Genomic DNA, 16,681 nt, shown 5'->3' on the forward strand with positions numbered 1-16,681 from the left:
TTGGTTACTATATTGGAATATATATTCCAAGTGTCGGCAATAATCCTGCTCCTTTGTTCATTCTATTATTATAGACACTTTAAAAAGGTCAAGCGAGAAAGAAAACTGACGGTGTTGGAACTTTCTATTTATATTATCACTCAAGTTGCATTTCTTCTTTGTGCAGGCAGCTATCTCCTTTTGCTATTGAATAGGAATTATTGAACAAGGGGGACTAGTTGTAAACGGCAATGAATAGAGGCAGCATATTGGTTGGTTCCATATTGATATAGTAAGAGGTACTTTTTTAAATGAAAGGAAATGCTGAAGATTGATTCATAGATCTCCAGCATTTTTATGTTGTACTGGATGTTCAGTTAAAGATCGTTCTTGGTTAGTGAGTTACCAATTCCATTAGTGCGCGCAGAAAGGGACGAAAGCAAATGAGTGATGAATTCAAACGCAAATTAGAGGCCTATGAGCAAGGGGAGTTATCGGAAGCAGAATTAGAAGCCTTTGAGAAAGAGTTAGAGAAACTGGAAGAATACCAGGAATATCTACAAGAGAGGGACATCCCAATTAATCGGATAAAAACCAAGACAATGAATGATAAGAGACAGCCGAAAATTAAAAGACGGGGGAAGTGGAAATCCAGATTTCGAACAGCACTGACACTTGGTTCGTTTTTTATCTTATTCACTATAGTTGCAGGGGTATTCACTGGTATGTATTATTCATGGGGGAAACCAGACAGGCTTCAAGTGTTTAGCAATGTCATAGACCACACGCTTACAATAACGAATCCTTATGGTTACCTGGGAGGGACCAGTACTAACACGAAGGCGTACTTTGGTTTGGAGGCGACAAGAGATCTTAATAAAATGGTGGGTCAGGACCAACTGGAAGTAGGCGAAATGAAAGTGGATTTTCTCTTTTCGTTGATGGCTGTACCTGAAGAGCAGACATACGGAAGAGTCTCTCAGGACCGGCCGGCTTTTACTTTTCCAGGTGCAGGGAACAGGAATATGTCCGACTGGGATCATCTCAATGAACTGCCTGAAGGTACAGTGGCCTCAGCTTATGTATCGTTTTCCGATCTGCTGGAAACAAGGGAAGTATTTGATTTATTTGAAGGAAAGAATATGGACTTATTGTGGCTCGCTGTTGATACAGGAGTTGAAACGAAAGGGTTTGCAGAAGGAATCATCTTCGAACCGGTTGGCTTTCCGGGTTATCCTATCTGGCATGACGATGATTTTGTTGTAACCGAACGACATGAGGAAGAAGGAGGATGGTTCGGTGGAAAAGTGATCTCTGAAGGTGCTGAATCACCGGAATATGAGACAGGTGACCAAAACATGCTTCATAAACAGTTTATCAAGACACTGGAATTTTTAGAAAAACATGAACGTAAAGCGAACCGATTGGTATTCGGAAGGTTGCAACTTGCTGACCAAATCGACTATCTCAACGACAATGGAATTCATCATTATGGAGCAGTCATAACAGGCCCGACCAAAGAAATACTGAAACTGGAAGAAGAAGAATTGGTTGCAGAGCTGGAAGTAGATGAAGTTGCCTTTTGGAACTGGACTGAACGGCAGGAAGAATAGATGGTGCATTTTTCCTGAACGCTATGATTTTTTACAACTCTTCCTATCGGGGAATTGTCTTTTTCACATGATCTATATTAGAAGGAGAGAGGATATTGAAAAAATATATCAAACCCTTTTTAGTTTGTGAGTGGATAACACTCTTAGGGGCCACGACAGCAGCTTATTTCCGATTGGATATCCCGCTTTATATTTGTATAGGCATCGTTTTGTCAGGGGTTGCTCTTACTTTATATTTTTCAATGAAATACGAAAAGAACTCAGAAGTAAAAACCCTATAAAACAACGGGCGTCACTGGGGAATAATGTTTTCAAATAAATTTATTCCTGATTAATCTGAAACCTTTCTAGGAGTACATCGTACTTTAATAAAAGGTTCGCATTTAAGGGAGGGGTTTGATGAAAAAAACATTTTGGTTCCCGTTACTTGCAGCGTTCGGTGCCATGGTTTTTCTTTATTTGATTGGCTTTGTATTTGATCTAGCCATCCTGGAGTTTAAAATTTATCAGCATGGGACTCTAAAAAAATGACTTCAGTCTGAATACAGAAATAGCCCTGCTTCCTATAGCCGCTGGCTTAGCGGTCGGATATATTGTTGAGCGCATTGTAAAAGGAAGAAATATATAATGGTTCGAATGGGGCTATTGCTGTTTCCAGCAATCGCCCTTCAGTCTGCTTAATTCAAGAAAAAAAGCCTGGAGGAACCAAGCTGGTAGAAGATGAAGGATTCATACTAATGTGTTTTTAAGCCGGAGCAGGAAACTTTTTATTCATGTATCGCTAATACAGCACCTGCCGGATCCTGAATGACGCAGAAGAACATCTGTCCAAGCATTCTGGGACCGTCTATGATTTTTCCGCCATTTTCAACACACCGTTCAGCACTTTCTTTTACACTCTCTACCTTTACATACATAAGCCATTGAGGGGGGAGCGATGAGTTGGTTCCTTTTGCATGACAGATGCCTGTTACTGTTTCGCCTGAAGGCGTGTGCATGTTGAAGTCATGATAATCCCCCATTTCATGCGGAGTTGATTCCCATCCAACGACATTACAATAAAAATCTTTAATTTGTTCAGCATTCTCTACCGTTAAATCCCGCCATTGGATTTGGCCGATATCGTTTTTATTATTATTCATACTGTACTCCTCCCGCGGTTTAATCATTCTTATCTCTAATTCTCTCAAAGATTTTATTTTCCTGCATTATGATTGGATTAATAGCAGGGAGGGTGCATTTCTTATTATAGAAGAATGAAAGGTGTCATCAAGTAATGAATGGTTTAAAAATAGTTATTAAATTTTTGATACCTTAGTTGAAATTGGTTTAATGACTCTTATCCCGACTTATTATAAGATACTAATTATACTTACATAAAAAAATTACTGGCCGATAGCTTAAGAAAGGGTGTTACATATGACAGAGCGTAAACTGAATCCCATGGTGGATGAATATTTAAGCAAAATCACAAAATGGAAGGAAGAATCGGTGAAATTAAGAAATCTAATAATCGAATGTGAGGAGCTGACTGAGGAATTTAAATGGAAGCATCCTTGTTATACGTTGGAAGGGAAAAACGTCGTATTGATACATGGATTCAAAGATTATGTGGCATTGCTGTTTCATAAAGGGGCTTTATTAAGGGATCCTGATGAGATTTTGGTTCAGCAGACAGAGAATGTCCAGGCAGCCAGACAGATTCGCTTCACGAATTTGCAAGAAATCGTAGAAAAGGAAATCGTCTTGAAAGATTATATTCTTAATGCCATCGAAGTGGAAAAAGCCGGTTTGGAAGTGAATTTAAAAAAGATGGAGGAATACACCATTCCAGACGAACTTCAAACGAAATTCGATGTGGACCCATCATTGAAAACGGCTTTCGAAGCATTGACCCCAGGAAGGCAGAGGGCTTACATACTTTATTTTTCAAAAGCCAAACAATCCAGGACCCGGGAGGCCAGGGTTGAAAAGTATATGCAGCACATTCTCAGTGGAAAAGGATTAAATGATTAGCATTTATCCATGCGGCGTCACATGCATGGAACGGAAATCACTTTTAATCCCATTGTCCAATATCCATAATATTCACGAAAACAGCATTTTGATTAGTTTAGCCAATAAGAAAGTACCTCTTGAACAGAAGCCAGTGTAATGCAATGGTCCTTTGGAGGTCAGGGATCACTGCATAAATAAAAATAAAGTAAACATCCTGGGTTGCAATCCAGGACGTTTACTTTTTATGTTGTTCAATCAGTATTTTAGGTGTTTTCTAGTTCGTTTTTTCGGATAAGCTCTTTTTTCGGGGATTCTTTTTTCATTTTGTTTAGCTTCTTTTTCATACATCTCACGCGCTTTTTGATAAATATAAGTCATCATGATCCCTCCTATTTTTTGCTTATTCGATTGTATGTTGCATCTTTGGTTTTCATACTAAATCGTTTGAAAAGATTTGTCCATATGCCTGATGAAATTTTCATAATTTTTTCTCATACATATCGGAGGAAGATTCTTCATATTATTCTGAAATCATTGTAAGATAGATGTAGCTATTAATTTGGCAGACGATACACATATGAGAATCTGTGAAATGTGGGGAACTGACATGGTAACTACAAAGGATAAAATGATTGGCCAAGAAGAAATTACTTTGTTTGCGGACCGACCCATTTCGAAACTTTTTATCGCAGGGATGAAGACCGTACGTCAGAGGTATGGATCCTTCCTTATGTACCTGGTAAGCTGTATGGGGAGAAGCCGGTCTACATCCTGACAAGCAAAAAGACATTTTCGGCAGGGGAGCTGTTCGCTTACGCTTTCAAGCATATGGGAAGGGACGAAATGATAGGTGAAAGGACCGGCGGCGGTGCAAATCCCGGACATTATCATCAAGTGACAGATACTATCCGTCTATTTGTTCCAAACGGCAGGTCAATCAGTCCATACACCAACACGAATTGGGAAGGCACTGGTGTTGAGCCGGATCTGCAAGTTTCAGCTGAAGAAGCATTTTCTATTGCCTACGAAAGAGCTCTGTTAAAGGTGAAAGAATCGTATAGCGATAAAGAAGGATATGGATTTCTAATAGATTAAATTAATGAAGCTTTAGAAAAATAGAGATGATAAAATGGCCATTGATTTCTAGAGGATGAATGAAGCTAAGAAAAAGGGAAAACGATAAAAGAGATAGAAATAGGTTGGGTTAGAAGGTATTACTGAAAATATGGAGAAGTTCTAAATAAGCTATTTAAAAGGAGGAGATTTTGTGGAACTTGGGGCGTTTTCTGTCAGTTTAAGTGTAAAAGACATCCACCGATCAAAAGAATTTTACGAAAAATTGGGGTTCGAAGCCGGCGGCGGGGACATTAACCAAAATTGGCTTATTATGAGAAATGGTCAAACGGTGATCGGCCTTTTTCAAGGAATGTTTGAGAAAAATGTCCTGACATTCAATCCAGGATGGAATAACAGTGCTGAAAACCTGAAAAACTTTACCGATGTTCGGGAACTGCAGAAAGAATTGAACGAAAAGGGAGTTAACCTTATTCAGAAAACGGACGAATCAACAGAAGGGCCGGCCTTTATTACTATGGAAGATCCGGATGGAAACCCGATTTTAATTGACCAGCATCGATAAGGGAAAGCGCAGACATAAGACTCGTCAATTGACGAGTCTTTTTATTATTCACCGTTGCCAACTTATATCATCCGCTTTGTCCAGTCCAACGTCAATCTAGGATAGCAGCTCTTTCTCCAACTCAGCTGCTTCTATCTGTAACAAATCCACATCAGCAAGCAGCCGGAACATTCCCCTGATGATCAGTTCATCTGGTTTTGATTTACGGCATTCTTCAGAAATACGGTCAGCTATATTGATATATTCACCAGCATTCTCTTTGAGGGAATGAATTTTTTCATAAAGTTTTTTCCATGCTTCTTCCCGTTTTTCAAAAGAGGTGAAGGCGCCATCCCGGTCCATGTTGACAGAAAAGGGTCTCATGATCTCGTCATCGAGGAGTGGAGTGGTATTTCCATTAAAGAAATCATTGGCAATGATAGTGATTTGCCTCACGATATGTTTCCCGAGCCGGGCAGGGTCCAGTCCGCTTTCGGTTGAAACGAGCAGCATCATATAGGAGGTATAAATAGATTGGGTCATCCACATGAGATCCCATTTGTAAGGGGTGATTCTTTCGCCGTAAAGCTGCAGGAGGTTATGCTCAAGCCAGCTGAACAACCTGCCCCTCATGCGGTGTTCCATGGCGGAAAGTTTTTCGCTGTTTCTAGCAGAATCGCCTCTCATATGCATTTTCATATAAGATTTGTATTCCAGAATCCCTTCGAATTGCACTTGGAACTGCTTCGCTAATTTCTCCTCACCCGGCATATCCCCATCAAGGCCAACAACAACTGCCCGTTCAAAGACAAGCTGCTGATAGTGTTCATATATTGAAATGATTAAATCTTCTTTGGATTGAAAGAATGAATACAGTGAACCTTTTGAGATGCCGGTACTGTCAGCAATCTGCTGCATCGATGTCTGGGTGTATCCGTGTTCTGCAAAAAGTTCAACGGCTGCTTCCAATATTGCCTTTCGCTTATCCATCGTATTCACCTTCCTTAAATGAATCTTTTTATGAGTATGAAAGTTTTAATCTGTTAACAAACAACTTTATTACTATAAACCACCTTATTATAGCATAAATTCAGATCGCTTCTTTTTCAGGATAGGACTCGATTCAACTGGTAAAAAATTGATTGTGTAGTCTTTGTTAAAACTGCACATTATTTCTTGACTATATCTTATAACCATGTAGAATGACTATTGAGTCACATGTGTTAAATACCGTTATATAAGCATTTATAATTAAATTTAAAATTAAATTTGACCGACGGGTCGATTTTGGAAGAAGGAGGCTTTATTATGTTGAAAGCAATTTTGAATCGATCGAGGATCACCTTGATTTTCGTGTTATTATTCGTGATCATTGGAATCTTTACATTTTTCCAGCTGCCACAAAGGGAAATACCTGAGACGACGATTAATATTGGCACGGTTTCGACCGTATATCCTGGAGCGACGGTTGAGACTGTGGAAAGGACCGTCACCAATCCCATTGAGGATTCGCTGCAGTCCATAGACGGCATTAAAGAAGTGAATTCTTCATCCGCAGCCGGTTTCTCTACTATCATTGTAGAGGTTGAAGACGGCGCTGACAAAAAAGAAGTGTTCAGCGATGTGCGCCAAGCCGTTTCCGATGCTTCAACGTCTTTTCCTGAGGAAGTATTTGATTCTGAAGTCAATGAATCAACGGTGAAAATGCCGATCGTTTCCTATCAATTGACAAGTGACAGCCGGGAGTCCCTTCAACAGCTTAAGGGGGAACTCGACCGCTGGAGTGATGAAGTAGAAGAATTAGCAGGTGTCGAAGGGGTAGCTGTAAAAGGGCTGCCTGACGAAGAAATCTTAATCAAGCTTCAGCCTGATGCTTTAAAGGAAGCAGGCTTGAATGTTGGCAGTGTTCTGTCAGCAATCAACGAGGAGTATTATCCCACACCACTTGGAAAGCAAGAAATTAATAATGAAGTTGTCCAGTTATCCGTCGACCACTTTGCTTCAATCGAAGAAATGAATGAAGTGTTCGTCGGTAATAATCCTCAAGGCGAATCAGTCTTGCTCGGCGATGTCGCCAATGTGGAGATCGTACAGAAAGAGGCAGAAGACCTGATTACCTTTGAAGGAAAGCCTGCGATTTCGTTCACGGCTTTCGTTCAGGCAGGTGAGGATATTCCATCCGTCGATGAAACAGTCAGTGAAAAGGTAGAGGAACTGGCCGAAGAACTGCCAGCAGAAATCGAATTGGTACCTTATTATTCACAAGCAAATCTTGTGACGGAAATTTTTGACGGGCTATTCACTTCACTCGCGATTTCTGTTGTAGCGGTTGTCATCACCACTTCACTTGGGTTAACGGGTTCCGGTGCGTTCGTTGTCGCATTAGCCGTACCAATTTCGGTTTTGATGGGTTTGATCCCGCTTCCGTATGCTGAAGTTGACCTTAATCAGATTTCTGTAATTGGTGCCATCATTGCACTGGGTATCCTTGTCGATGACTCCATCGTCGTTAACGATAATATCCAAAGAAGATACAGGCTTGGTGATGATGCATTGGCTGGTGCTATTACTGGAATTAAAGAGATCTGGGTATCGATTGTAACATCATCTTTCGCAATCGTATTCACCTTCCTGCCGCTGGTGTTTTTATCTGGTGGTAACGGAGCCTTTATACGTGCGCTGCCGACGGTGTTGATCACGACGATTATTGCTTCCACGCTGGTTGCTTTAATTTTTGTACCTGTGATGCGCTATCTTCTATACAGCAGAACAAGCAAAAAAGTCTCTGATTCACCAGGGTTCTTAGGAAAGCCGCTGGATAAGCTGGCTGATTTCTATGCAGACAGCATTCTGACGAGATTTTCAAAGAAGCCATTTGTTACATCATTGGTTGGCTTGGTGTTCACGACCGCTATCTTTGGATTGGTGGTTTTGACACCGTTTGAATTCTTCCCGGCAGCTGACCGTGAAGAGGTGACGGTCGATGTGACACTTCCAATCGGAACAACATTGGAAGAAACATCGAATAGTCTTGCCGAAATGGAAGAAGTGCTGAAAGCGGATGAGGGTGTCTATGAAACGAGTGTGTTTGCAGGCACGGGCCTTCCCAACTTGTTCAACAGCTCTTTATCCAATGCAGGGCCAAACACCGGCCAGATTGTTGCCCGTGTAGACCGCGAAAACCAAACAGCTCAAGGGCTGATTGATGAATGGACCGAAAAACTGAGAAATGAATTCCCTGATGCGGAATTGTTCATGGAAACCATTCAGCAGGGACCTCCTGCAGGTGCGCCAGTAACGGTGACCGTCTCAGGACCAGAGCTGGAAAAACTCCTTGAACTTCGCGGATCGATAAAAGAAGAAATCAGAGAGCTTGAAACAAATCTAGTCGTTGATAATGTAGGTGAATTTGCCCCAACAATTGAATACGTGCCAAACCGCGATGTATTGGAGGAAAACGGCATCACCGTTAAGCAGATCAGCGATCAAATCCGTTTGGCCACAGAAGGAATTCCGTTTAAGTCCTTTGATAATGGCGTAACCAAACGGGATATGAGCATCGTACTGGAAGGAAATGAAGGGAATGTTGATCTTACTGCACTGGAACTTCCAGCTGCTGCAGAAAACCCGGCAGGACCACCGACACTCATCTCACTCGATGAGCTGGTCACTGTATATGAGAATAAGGAAATACAGCAGATTCCGCATAAAGACGGTGAGCGTGCCATCACCATTCGCTCTTTCCCTGAGAATGAGGAAGGATATGAAGCCAATGTCCAGGAAATCGTGGATAACGTCAAGGAAGGGCTGGACAAAGACTACAGTGTGACACTTGGAGGGGAAAATGAAGCACAAGATGACTTCTTCTCTGAAATCACGATTCTCTTTACGATTGTGATCTTCCTGGTGTATCTGTTGATCGCATTACAGTTCAACTCTTTGTCACTTCCATTCTTGGTATTGGTGGCTGTGTACCTGGCCATTGCCGGCGCGATCCTTGGGTTGTTCGTCACCCAGACACCAATCAGCTTCCTGGCAGTGATGGGGATGGTATCCCTGACGGGTATCGTCGTCAGGAACTCCATAGTCCTGATCGAATTCATCGAACAGGGGCTGAAGGATGGCATGAAAGTAAGAGAGGCTGTCATTGAGGCTGGCCGCACAAGACTGCGACCGATCCTGCTGACGGCATTGACATCGATTGTCGCATTGATTCCGGTAGCTGTGAGTGGAGATGCATTATTTACACCGCTTGCGGTTACGATCATTTCGGGAATCTTGTTCTCAGCGATCCTGACGCTATTGATCGTGCCGATGTTGTATCTTGTGTTTGACCGTTTTAGACAGAAGAAGAGAGAAAGAGCGGTTTCATAAGTTTGTATGAGAGAAGGCCTCGCCTTCTCTCTTTTTTATGGGGAAAACAAAAGTGTTGAACCATTTTGTAAGAAAGAAGCAGCAATCATAGGAATACAATAGCTGTAAAAGTCTGTAAAAGAGGATTATTTCGAGCAGCCATTGGATTTCAACCCTGACCGATTCAGTCAAAAGCAAACCTCCTACGCTTATTTTCCATTCGAGGGAGGTCCTCGTGTCTGCATCGGGAATCACTTTGCTTTGCAAGAAGCGACCATTATTATCGCCATGGTTATGCAAACGTTCGAAATCGAATCCTGTCCAAGTGGAGAAAAGCCGGTCTTTGAACCACTAATTACAATGCGTCTCAAAAATGGCCTGACTTTAACTATTCGACCTAGAAGGCATCAATAGCAATATAGGACTATAAAGTGTGAAGTAATAGTTAATGTTGAATTCTCAGTGAAAATGTGGGGAACCAAACTATCCTGGCTCCCCACATTTTATTGAATCAGCTTATTATATGTAAACAGTTGTACTATAAGGACATACTCATTGTAATGGTTCTATTTTTGAATCCCATTTTTTCATATAGTTTAATAGCATGGTTACCTGCATATACACTTAAACGAATCTCTGAATATCCACCCTGTTTCAAATGTTCCATCCCTGATTCCATCAATCTTTTTGAAATTCCATTACCTCTGAATTCTTCCAACACAAACAATTCATAAACAAACCCATATTTCTGTTCAGTAAAGGGATCTTTATTTGATCCTATAAGAATCCACCCTAGCAGTCTGCCGTTTTCAGTTGCTATTAAATAGCAGCTTCCTTTCTGCAGAAGAGGTTCAATAAGTTGTTTGATTTTTTCAGCCGAGGGTTTTACCTCACCTAATGTTCCATCGAATAGTGCTTGAGGCGAAAGCGATAAGATTATTTGATATTCTGAATCGTTTGGTTCTCTTATTTCCATAAATTTAGTTCTCCTCTTCCAACATTCAGCCCTTTTCAGTAATGCCAGGTTGATCTTTTAGAGTGTTTAAGAAATATAGTTTGTCCGCCTTAACGTTTAGCAGTCAGGACGAACTATTGTTCCCTTGTATTTAGTATAGCAGAATTCAAACAGGCTTCAAATATCTACATGTACCTTTAAAAGAGGAATTATTCTGGAGTTAAAACATTGATTTCAACCAATTCATCCTATATCGTTATTTTAATCAGACTTTTTATCAGATAGAAATAGAGGTGCAGTATGGAGGATTACAAACAGATTTTCACAAAAACAGACCGCCTGATCTTAAGAAGGTTTAAAGTACAAGACACCAATAACTTTCATTCATATCGTACGGATCCTGATGTTGCTAAATATCAATCATGGGAAAATTATCAACATGAAGAAGCCCTGTCGTTCGTTAAGAGTCAGATGAATAACAATCCTGATATAGCGGGCACATGGTTTCAGTTCGCGATCGCATTAGCTGAAACAAACCAACTCATCGGTGACTGTGCCCTTCATACGCCTTCAGTTGAACCACGTATTGTGGAAATCGGCTATACTCTTTCGCCAGAGTATCAGGGAAAGGGGTATGCAAGTGAGGCTGTTCGCGCCTTATTGCACTATATCTTCCAATCCCTAGGGAAACACAAAGTGACGGCCTTTTCAGATGTGCGAAACAAAAAGTCCATCGCTGTACTGGAGCGTGCAGGAATGAGGAGGGAAGGGCACCTATTGCAAAACTATATGTCAAAAGGGCAGTGGGTGGATGAATATCAGTATTCAATCTTGAAGTCAGAATGGGAAAGCAATTTTCGGCAGCTGAATTATAATCGTTTTTGTTGAGGGAATGTTGCAGGGGAAGTATGCGTTTAGTTAATAACTTGGATTGCTTATAATTATATTATGTAAACTGATGATATGAAACATTCACCAATGCTTTAAATTAGATGAACGCTTGCGAAGGATCATGAATTTGTGGTAGGTGTTTATATCCTTTAAAGACATTTAACTTTAATCTAAATGTCTTTAAGACCGCTCTAGCGACACTTAACTTTTAAAACAACAAACTAACTGTCTTTAGAGCTGCTCTAGCGACACTTAACTTCCAAAACAACAAACTAACTGTCTTTAGGACCGCTCTAGCGACAGTTAACTTTCAATTCACCAAACTAACTGTCTTTAAGACTGCTCTAGCGACACCTAACTTTCAGAACGACAAACTAACTGTCCTTAAGACCGCTCTAGCGACAGTTAACTTCCGAAACGACAAACTAACTGCCTTTAGGACTGCTCTAGCGACAGTTAACTTCCAAAACGACAAACTAACTGTCTTTAGAGCTGCTCTAGCGACGCATAACTTCCAAAAAAACAAACAACAAACTATATGTCTATAAAACAGTTCTAGTTAGACCGGCAATACAGACAGCACTAAAGATCAATTTAATATAGGGGGAAATCTGATGTTCGTAGTAAATGTAGAAGGGGCTATTCACCGTAACGGAAAATGGCTATTGATCTTGAGAAGTGAAAAGGAAGAACACGCTGGCGGGACTCTTTCACTCGTCGGTGGGAAATGTGAGATTGAAGGTGTTGCCTCAGATATTCTGGAAAGGACGCTAGAACGTGAAATTTTTGAAGAAGTGGGTACAGAAGTTACTGGGGTTGAATATGTTAACAGTTCTTCTTTTGTCACCGAGTCAGGGATAAATGTCATTGATATTGTATTTCTATGTCAATTTAAATCAGGTGAACCGTATGCTAAAAGCAGCGAGGAAGTGGATGATGTTGTATGGATGTCGACTGCAGAGATACTGGCTCACAAGGAACTGCCATCATATTTAAAAGAAAACATTCGTTTGGCTGATGACAAACGAAAAGATTGATATATATTCCTCTGTAAATGTTAAAAAGAGTCCGGATTTGAATGAATCCGGCTCTTTTTGATTACTCTTTCACATTATTAATAACCGCCACCGACATACGAAGCACCGATGATGATTAAAAGGATAAACAATACAACAATCAACGCAAATCCTGAACCATATCCTCCTGCTGTTCCACTCATTCATTAACACCTCCTTTTTATAAGGCGTAATGGCATTATATGTAATAGCAGGAATTAAGGAACGGCTGGACTCTCTGTATGTTTAATTTTAAGGAATTTCCTTTACTTCGAATAATAAGGAGTAAGAGTTTCACCCAGCATAAAATCCCCGGCAAACAGACCACTTGAACTGTCCATTTACCGGGGGTTTTCTTATTTGTACAGGATCAACTTTCCGGTTCGGGCTCAGGTTCACCCCTCAAACGAGCTTCTTTCCTTGCCCTCAAAAACTTAACCAGATTTATGACAATCGTTTTGATAACAGCATAAGTCGGAACGGCCAGGATCATTCCCAGCACGCCTGCCAGGTTACCAGCGGCCAGCAATAATATGATGATCGTTGCCGGGTGGGTGTCGAGTGTCTTTCCGAGAATCAAAGGGGAAAGGATATTGCCTTCCACCTGCTGGGCAATGACCAGAATGAGCAATACTAGTAAAGCCTTTCCCGGTGAATCGAACAATCCCACGATAAGGGCAGGCGCACCCCCAATAAGGGGGCCGACATACGGAATGATGTTGGTGACGGAAACGGTGATTGCCAGTACAAGGGCAAATCGCAAATCAATGATCAGATAGCCGATCAAAGACAGGACGCCAACAAATAGTCCAACCGTTACTTGGCCTTGTATGTACGCTGCCAACGTGCTTCCGGTTTCTTTTAAAATCGTCATTGCTTCTTTACGGTAAGCTGACGGTAAGAAATTGGCTACCGCCACAGGAAATTTATGTCCGTCTTTAAACATGTAAAAGAGCAGAAGCGGCACTGTTACAAGGATGATTGCGATGTTTGCCACAAAGCCCAATACATTTTGAAAGCTTCCGGTAATGAGGGTGGGCAAGTTATTCGCAAATTCGACCAGGCGCTGTTGGGCCGTTTCCAAAAGGTCCTGCTGTTCATTCATAAACTCTCTAAATTCATCTGAACGGGACAAGTTTTCAAAGTATTGAATGGTTTTCGATGCATACTCTGGAAGTTCATTCGCCAAGGCAGTGAACTGCTTTGTAATCGTAGGGACCAGATTTCCGATCGCCAGAACCAGCAGCCCTATGATCAATATGTAAATAATCAGGATGGCGACGACCCTGGGAACTTTGAACCTCTGAATGTAATTCACAATTGGGTTCAGCAGGAAATACAGAAATACCGTAATTAAAATCGGGAAAAACAAGGTTGTGATGAAAATCGTGATTGGATGAAATAAGAATGAGATTTGGGTCGATACAAATACAATTGTGACAATCAACAGGATTTGTATGAGCCAGAATTGCAGATTTTTTTTAGACACGGCGATACCTCTTTTTACTAGTATGTATTGCTTGATTATACCAATAAGTCTAGTTATTAACAATTGGTAGCGTTGAACGGAGTTGTCTTTTGTTACTATTCTGTATAGTAGATACTCTACACAAGAAAAGCTGCCATTTTCGGCAGCTTACTTTTTAGTCCTCTTGTATATCCGTTTTTACTTTGCTGGCAAACTTGTTATGATAAAGTTAAACAGTCCACCTCTATTTTTCATAAATAGCAGAATACTGACCATCCTAATACGTATAGTATTTCGTTGTAATGTGTGGTACCATTTACCTTTACAGGAAAAGAGGTTGTAATAAGTTATGATAAAAATTGACATTCCAAAAGTAGACGTTTCCATTACGGAACGCAAACAGGCTCCACAAGAAAATGAACCGGTGATCAAATCGATTGAGGGATTCATTGATCTGCATGAAATACCACGTGATAAAGGCGGCATCATCTTGTTTTACAACATCAATGATGAGTTGTTGTTTGTTGGGAAAGCGAGAAAATTAAGACAGCGTGTGAAGAAGCACTTGGAGGATAATGTGTCCCCATTAAAGCCTCACCGTGAAGAAGTGTACCGGATCGATGTAAGCTTCGTGGAAGATCCGATGGACCGGGAGATTTATGAAACGTATCTGATTAATAAGCTGGAAGCTAAATATAATATTGATAAAGTGTTTTATAAATAATCTGTGTACTGTTAAAAATAGCCGGGAACCCAAAAGGGATCCCGGCTATTTTTGATTGCTTAGGAAACAAAAATCTCGGGTTGTGGATAATTTGGATCGTTTCTGCATCCAGCTCCAGCGCCTAGCCCCTCGGGTCATAAGTCAACACGTCAAGAAGGTTAAAGAGCAACCTTCTCGCCGGCCTGCCTTATGCCTGTCGGGCCTGAACAAGGCGCTTGCGCTTTTGATCTGGCAAATTCAATTCATTGACAACTAAAACTGTAAATAATATTATTACAGTATTCTTTTTACTTGAAGAGATCTATTTATTCAAAGGAAGTGACAATTCAAATGACTAATATAAACATTCCTGTATCTGTATTGAACCTGGCACCCATCCGAAAAGGACAGGGGCCAAAAGAAGCCATTGACGCCATGGTTGATTTAGCACAGGCGACAGAACAAATGGGGTATACCCGCTACTGGATCGCTGAGCACCACAATACGTCTACCTTGGTCAGCTCTGCGACGTCTATTTTGATCAAACACACTTTGGACCATACTGAAAAAATCAGAGTCGGTTCAGGCGGTGTCATGCTGCCGAACCATTCGCCATTGGTTGTAGCAGAACAATTCGGTACGATGGAGACCATCTATCCAGGCCGGCTGGATTTAGGACTTGGCCGTGCGCCTGGAACGGACATGATGACGGCCAGCGCGTTAAGAAGGACGTCCACTCAGGAAAATGTTTATACATTCCCGGAAGATGTCCAGCAGCTGTTGACCTATTTCGGGCCGGCAGAGGAGCAAGATTATGTAAAAGCTCATCCAGGTGTCGGGACGGAAATCCCGCTGTACATACTCGGATCTTCAACGGATTCAGCATACCTTGCTGCAAAACTTGGCCTTCCGTATGCGTTTGCTTCCCATTTTGCACCAAGACATATGGAAGAAGCCTTGGCGATATACCGCAGACGCTTTCAGCCTTCACAATACCTGGATAAACCCTATGCCATTGTCTGCCTGAATGTCATAGCTGCCGAAACAGATGAAGAGGCACAAAGAGAGCAGACGACGATGCAGCAGTTCTTCCTGAATGTCGTCAGGGGAACACAAACGCCTTTAAGTCCGCCAGTAGAAGACATGGATTCAATCTGGAACGACCAGGAGAAGCAAATCGCCTCCTCGATGTCGAGTGTGACATTGATGGGAAGCAAAGAAACGGTAAGAGAACAATTGACTGCTTTCCAGGACAGGTATCGTGCAGATGAAATCATGGCCGTTTCGTATATTTTTGATGAAGATAAACAGAAACGTTCTTACGAGATCTTCAAGGAAGTTGTAGATGGGAAGTAATTTAAGAAAGATTTTAAGAAGAGGGTAATCGTTCGCGATTCAATCCTCTTCTTTTTTTCCTTTGTAAAAAGTAACAGATTATTTCTTTTTGCTAAACAATGTCCTAGGGTGGCGGCCATTCGGACTCAAGCTGCTCCAGTGGTAAGTTTTCTGTCCGAATGGAACATCGATTCGGACTCAGCCCGGCTAAAATGGTGTCTTTCAGTCCGAATGCCCCCCGTATTCGGACTCAAGCAACTCTTTCAGGCTGGTTTCTGTCCGAATAGGGCGTTAATTCGGACTCACCCCAGCTTCAATGATGTTTTTCAGTCCGAATACACCCCGGATTCGGACTCAGTCCTCTCCGTTAGGCTGGTTCCTCTCGGAATGGGGCATCCATTCCCACCGAAATCTGCTGAATTCGTGATGCGGCATGCGAATTACTAGTCCAGCAGGGATTAAAACGGCGGATTCTCATTCTTCCACGAAAAAAAATGAAAAACGCTATTGAGAAAATCAATGTCTTTTTTACTATGAACATTTGAGTGAATTCAGTTAGTTTGTGGAAATATTTCAAGATTCAGCATCCTTTATGAAAATCCCTTCATTTCACTCCCTAATAATATCCATTTTTCGAATTTTACATCTATTCAGTTAACTCGATGAATCTGCTAGAATCCTAGTATCAAGAGTCATTACATAACTGTCTCCAC

The 16,681-nt window shown here is 41.4% G+C and carries 18 protein-coding genes; 12 read left to right on the forward strand and 6 right to left on the reverse strand.

Annotated elements, in window-relative coordinates:
• Positions 1-422 precede the first annotated feature (422 nt).
• The 3 genes from M1E09_RS10880 to M1E09_RS10890 all read left to right on the forward strand — a co-directional run bounded on the left by M1E09_RS10880 (position 423) and on the right by M1E09_RS10890 (position 2,123).
• On the forward strand, positions 423-1,592 hold the full coding sequence (locus tag M1E09_RS10880; RefSeq protein ID WP_456274844.1) for an anti-sigma factor: 1,170 nt from the start codon (positions 423-425) through the stop codon (positions 1,590-1,592).
• Between the two features lie 95 nt (positions 1,593-1,687).
• Positions 1,688-1,873 (forward strand): hypothetical protein, encoded by a 186-nt coding sequence (locus M1E09_RS10885; RefSeq protein ID WP_456274845.1) that lies wholly within the window; start codon positions 1,688-1,690, stop codon positions 1,871-1,873.
• A 118-nt stretch (positions 1,874-1,991) separates the two neighbouring features.
• Positions 1,992-2,123 carry a hypothetical protein gene (locus tag M1E09_RS10890; RefSeq protein ID WP_456274846.1) on the forward strand — a complete coding sequence of 44 codons (132 nt, stop codon included), beginning with the start codon at positions 1,992-1,994 and terminating at the stop codon, positions 2,121-2,123.
• A gap of 236 nt (positions 2,124-2,359) precedes the next feature.
• On the opposite strand, the gene M1E09_RS10895 is transcribed toward M1E09_RS10890, so the two are convergent.
• The gene (locus tag M1E09_RS10895) at positions 2,360-2,734 is read right to left on the reverse strand and encodes a VOC family protein (RefSeq protein WP_456274847.1); all 375 of its coding nucleotides are present in this window, start codon (positions 2,732-2,734) and stop codon (positions 2,360-2,362) included.
• Between the two features lie 277 nt (positions 2,735-3,011).
• Here M1E09_RS10895 and M1E09_RS10900 point away from each other — a divergent pair, with 277 nt between their 5' ends.
• Entirely contained in the window at positions 3,012-3,608 is a 597-nt protein-coding gene (locus M1E09_RS10900) for a YdeI/OmpD-associated family protein (RefSeq protein ID WP_456274848.1), read from the forward strand.
• 237 nt (positions 3,609-3,845) lie between these two features.
• On the opposite strand, the gene M1E09_RS10905 is transcribed toward M1E09_RS10900, so the two are convergent.
• The gene (locus M1E09_RS10905; RefSeq protein ID WP_456274849.1) at positions 3,846-3,971 is read right to left on the reverse strand and encodes a hypothetical protein; all 126 of its coding nucleotides are present in this window, start codon (positions 3,969-3,971) and stop codon (positions 3,846-3,848) included.
• 423 nt (positions 3,972-4,394) lie between these two features.
• On the opposite strand from M1E09_RS10905, the gene M1E09_RS10910 reads away from it, so the two are divergent.
• Both M1E09_RS10910 and M1E09_RS10915 read left to right on the forward strand, forming a co-directional pair.
• Entirely contained in the window at positions 4,395-4,685 is a 291-nt protein-coding gene (locus M1E09_RS10910) for a S41 family peptidase (protein ID WP_456274963.1), read from the forward strand.
• Between the two features lie 172 nt (positions 4,686-4,857).
• Positions 4,858-5,229, forward strand: a complete 372-nt coding sequence (locus M1E09_RS10915) for a VOC family protein (protein ID WP_456274850.1) — start codon at positions 4,858-4,860, stop codon at positions 5,227-5,229.
• A 96-nt stretch (positions 5,230-5,325) separates the two neighbouring features.
• Here M1E09_RS10915 and M1E09_RS10920 read toward each other — a convergent pair whose 3' ends face one another.
• A complete protein-coding gene (locus M1E09_RS10920; RefSeq protein WP_456274851.1) occupies positions 5,326-6,198 on the reverse strand; it encodes a TetR/AcrR family transcriptional regulator in 873 nt (290 codons plus the stop codon).
• Between the two features lie 318 nt (positions 6,199-6,516).
• On the opposite strand from M1E09_RS10920, the gene M1E09_RS10925 reads away from it, so the two are divergent.
• Together M1E09_RS10925 and M1E09_RS10930 are read left to right on the forward strand one after the other, a co-directional pair.
• A complete protein-coding gene (locus M1E09_RS10925) occupies positions 6,517-9,582 on the forward strand; it encodes an efflux RND transporter permease subunit (protein ID WP_456274852.1) in 3,066 nt (1,021 codons plus the stop codon).
• 141 nt (positions 9,583-9,723) lie between these two features.
• On the forward strand, positions 9,724-9,975 hold the full coding sequence (locus M1E09_RS10930; protein ID WP_456274853.1) for a cytochrome P450: 252 nt from the start codon (positions 9,724-9,726) through the stop codon (positions 9,973-9,975).
• Positions 9,976-10,099: 124 nt separating this feature from the next.
• Here the strand turns inward: M1E09_RS10930 and M1E09_RS10935 are convergent, their stop codons facing one another.
• Positions 10,100-10,537: an N-acetyltransferase family protein gene (locus M1E09_RS10935; RefSeq protein WP_456274854.1), complete on the reverse strand. Its 438-nt coding sequence runs from the start codon at positions 10,535-10,537 to the stop codon at positions 10,100-10,102.
• 279 nt (positions 10,538-10,816) lie between these two features.
• On the opposite strand from M1E09_RS10935, the gene M1E09_RS10940 reads away from it, so the two are divergent.
• Entirely contained in the window at positions 10,817-11,404 is a 588-nt protein-coding gene (locus tag M1E09_RS10940; RefSeq protein ID WP_456274855.1) for a GNAT family N-acetyltransferase, read from the forward strand.
• A 617-nt stretch (positions 11,405-12,021) separates the two neighbouring features.
• On the forward strand, positions 12,022-12,444 hold the full coding sequence (locus tag M1E09_RS10945; RefSeq protein ID WP_456274856.1) for an NUDIX domain-containing protein: 423 nt from the start codon (positions 12,022-12,024) through the stop codon (positions 12,442-12,444).
• A 77-nt stretch (positions 12,445-12,521) separates the two neighbouring features.
• On the opposite strand, the gene M1E09_RS10950 is transcribed toward M1E09_RS10945, so the two are convergent.
• Together M1E09_RS10950 and M1E09_RS10955 are read right to left on the reverse strand one after the other, a co-directional pair.
• Positions 12,522-12,626, reverse strand: coding sequence for a YjcZ family sporulation protein (locus M1E09_RS10950; protein ID WP_456274857.1), 105 nt, complete (start codon positions 12,624-12,626; stop codon positions 12,522-12,524).
• 206 nt (positions 12,627-12,832) lie between these two features.
• Positions 12,833-13,951 (reverse strand): AI-2E family transporter, encoded by a 1,119-nt coding sequence (locus M1E09_RS10955; RefSeq protein ID WP_456274858.1) that lies wholly within the window; start codon positions 13,949-13,951, stop codon positions 12,833-12,835.
• A gap of 328 nt (positions 13,952-14,279) precedes the next feature.
• Between M1E09_RS10955 and M1E09_RS10960 the strand changes: the two genes are divergently transcribed.
• Both M1E09_RS10960 and M1E09_RS10965 read left to right on the forward strand, forming a co-directional pair.
• Positions 14,280-14,654, forward strand: coding sequence for a nucleotide excision repair endonuclease (locus tag M1E09_RS10960; protein WP_456270915.1), 375 nt, complete (start codon positions 14,280-14,282; stop codon positions 14,652-14,654).
• 330 nt (positions 14,655-14,984) lie between these two features.
• Positions 14,985-15,989: an LLM class flavin-dependent oxidoreductase gene (locus M1E09_RS10965; RefSeq protein WP_456270916.1), complete on the forward strand. Its 1,005-nt coding sequence runs from the start codon at positions 14,985-14,987 to the stop codon at positions 15,987-15,989.
• Positions 15,990-16,681 lie beyond the last annotated feature (692 nt).

The sequence above is a fragment of the Bacillus sp. AK031 genome, from assembly GCF_053903065.1.